We start from the raw sequence: 2,567 nt of genomic DNA, 5'->3' as shown, positions 1-2,567 counted from the left end.
GCCCGGCGCCGCTCATCCCGGTCTTGGCAGCGTTGTTGGCGTTGGTCGCCGCGGTGTTTTCCTGGGTGACCCCGGTCAGCACACGCAAGGTCTCGGCGATCAGGCCGGAGCGGTGATCGGCATCCCCGATGGCGCCGGCCTGGGTGATCCATTGCTGCAAGGTGCCGGCCGGCACCTGCATGCGATCGCCAACTTCCTTCAGGATCGGCGACAGGTCCTGACCAGAGGCCCGCGCCTGGTTCAGCCGGTCGATCAGCGACTGGTAGTCGCGCAGCTGCTGGGTATACAGGCCGTTGGAATCCCGCGCCGGCGCCGTGACCATCGCTGAACGGATCGACTGCGACAGCGCGCCGTAGGCTTCCTTCACCTTGTCGGTGGCGTTGATCTGCTCCTGCTGCCACTTCACCAGCGAGGCTTCACGCTGGTCGCGATTGAGCTTGGCGAACTCCTCCCGCAGTTGCTGCACAGGCTTGTGCAGGTCGTCCAGGCTGACGCCCGCCTGGTCGGCGTTGTCGCGCAGCAGCAGGAACGAGGCCGCCGCGGTGCCGGCGAGCAGGGCCAGCCCCATCGGGCCGCCCAGCACGCTCAGCAAGCCAGCCGAGGCAGCACGCAGCCCAGCCTGTGCCGCGGCCACCGATGCCGTCGCCGCAGCTTCTCGCTGCCGCGCCTGCGCCAGTTGGATCGACATCTGGGTCTGTACGGCGGTGCCGCGCGCCGCAGCCGCCTCCCGGGCGGCCAGAATGGTCAGCGTTTCAGCCTTGCGCTGGTCGGCAATCGCCGACTGCATGACGGCCTCTGCCTGGGCAACTCGTGCCGCACGATCAGCCAGGGTGGTCTTGATCGCGAGCGCGCCGCGGGCGACGTATACCGTCAGCGCCGAAACGCCCGCCCCCGCCATCACGGCGGCGACCGCGCCGATGTTGTCGCCGACGAGGCTGATGACACTGGCCAAGCCAGCCACCACGCCGGTGCTCTCCTCCATGCGGCCAAAGAAATCGCCGAGGGCGTTCTGGATGTTGACCAGCGCATCCTGCACGCTGACCGACATATCGGCCGCTGCCTTGCGGTTGACCTCGACGGTATTCAGCAAGCCGGTGTTGATGTCGTCCAGGGACAGCTTGCCCTCGACGCCCAGCTTGCGGATCTGCTCCGCACTCTTGCCGGTGGCCGTGGCGATCGCATTGACGATGGTCGGCATGGCCTCCTGAATGGACACCCAGCCGTCGGCCTCGACCTTCCCGGTCTGCAGCGCCTTCGAGTAGGCGCCCAGTGCGGACTGCGCCTTATCCGCCGATGCGGCGTTGGTCACCAGCAGGAAGCTGAAGCTGTCGGTGATATCGAGGGTCTGCTGGGTGTCGAAGCCCAGCGACCGCATCACGTCCGCCGTGCGGATGTACAGCTCCTGCGCCTCGGCCAAGGGCCGGTAAGTCTCCTGCGCAGTGCGCAGCAGGTGCTGCTGGACTTCGTTGTACTGCTCGGTACTGCCGGTGACCATTTTCAGGCGGTCGGCAATCTGCCCGTAGGCGTCCACCTGGTGGATGATGCTACCGACCAGGCCGGCGCCCGCGATCGCCGCGAAGGCGCCACGGATCAACGTACCGGCTTGCTGCGCACCTTGGGCTGTCCGATCAAACGCAGAATCGACCTGTGCCAGGTTGCGGTCGATGCTCTGGGTCGTCTTGGCGACCACGCTGTCCGCGCTCGCCAGTTCCCGGCGCAGCTGCGCGGTGGTGGCCTCCAGTTGGATCAGCATCCCCTGGACTTCTTGGTCGGACATCGTGTTCTCCGGGCGTAAAAAAACCGCCCGAAGGCGGTGGCTATGGTTCCTGGCGTCCCCGCAGGAACGCCTTCAAGCGGTCGGCGACGCTGCCCTTCTTCTTCGGGGCGGCCTGCTGCTGGGCCTTGCCGCCACCCATCCAGTCCAGGCGGGCGTCCAGCGCGATCAGGATCTGTGGGATGGGCGTGCGCCACGCAGTGTCAGGCGGCCAGCCCAGCCAGCCGGTGGCCACGCCGAACAGGTAGTCGACGTAGCTGCCATTCCTCACTGCGCTGTGCTGGCCGCCTCGGGCTTTCCCCGTTCGGCGATGCTCGGCGGTACCGGGCTCAGCAGGCCGGTGATGTATTCCGTGAGCTGCGAGGAGACCTTGACCACGCCGGTCTCGAAAACCTGCGTGGCGAGGGTCGTGTGCTCCTCCGGCTTCAGACCGGCGGCAGCGATCACCACGTCGGCGCAGGCGCCGATGCTCAGCAGGCGCATCGACTCCATGGCCGGGCGCAGGCCGCCGAAGCGCGACTCGATCTTCAGCGCGGCCTCCAGGGTCGGCTGCAGGGTGTAGGTACGGGCACCGATCACCAGCGTGACGGTGCCGTGCAGGGCTTCACTCATGAAGGGTTCTCACTCAGGAGGAGACGGGGCAAAAGCCCCGTCGATCAGGGGCCAGCCGGAGTCGGGGTGACTTCCAGAATGTCCGTGTTGATGCCGAAGGTCATGTTCCGGCGCACCACGTTGTCGGCGCTGCCGGGCGCCACGGTGTTGTTCATCACCTTCACACCGAAATAGAAGGTGG

3 protein-coding genes are annotated in these 2,567 nt (G+C 67.0%); all 3 read right to left on the bottom strand.

Annotated elements, in window-relative coordinates; all coding sequences use genetic code 11:
* A partial coding sequence (locus tag A9513_RS13745; RefSeq protein WP_141678396.1) for a tape measure protein occupies window positions 1-1,777 on the bottom strand: 1,777 nt, incomplete at its 3' end.
* 40 nt (window positions 1,778-1,817) lie between these two features.
* On the bottom strand, window positions 1,818-2,045 hold the full coding sequence (locus tag A9513_RS13740) for a hypothetical protein (RefSeq protein ID WP_003085773.1): 228 nt from the start codon (window positions 2,043-2,045) through the stop codon (window positions 1,818-1,820).
* A complete protein-coding gene (locus tag A9513_RS13735) occupies window positions 2,042-2,386 on the bottom strand; it encodes a hypothetical protein (RefSeq protein WP_065085021.1) in 345 nt (114 codons plus the stop codon). The genes A9513_RS13740 and A9513_RS13735 overlap by 4 nt, the downstream gene beginning before the upstream one ends.
* Window positions 2,387-2,567 lie beyond the last annotated feature (181 nt).

The organism is Pseudomonas sp. AU12215, from assembly GCF_001675465.2.
In the GTDB taxonomy this organism is placed as follows: domain Bacteria; phylum Pseudomonadota; class Gammaproteobacteria; order Pseudomonadales; family Pseudomonadaceae; genus Pseudomonas; species Pseudomonas nitroreducens.
The sequence above is the reverse complement of the archived record's forward strand: the minus strand, read 5'-3'. Positions and strand labels throughout refer to the sequence as shown.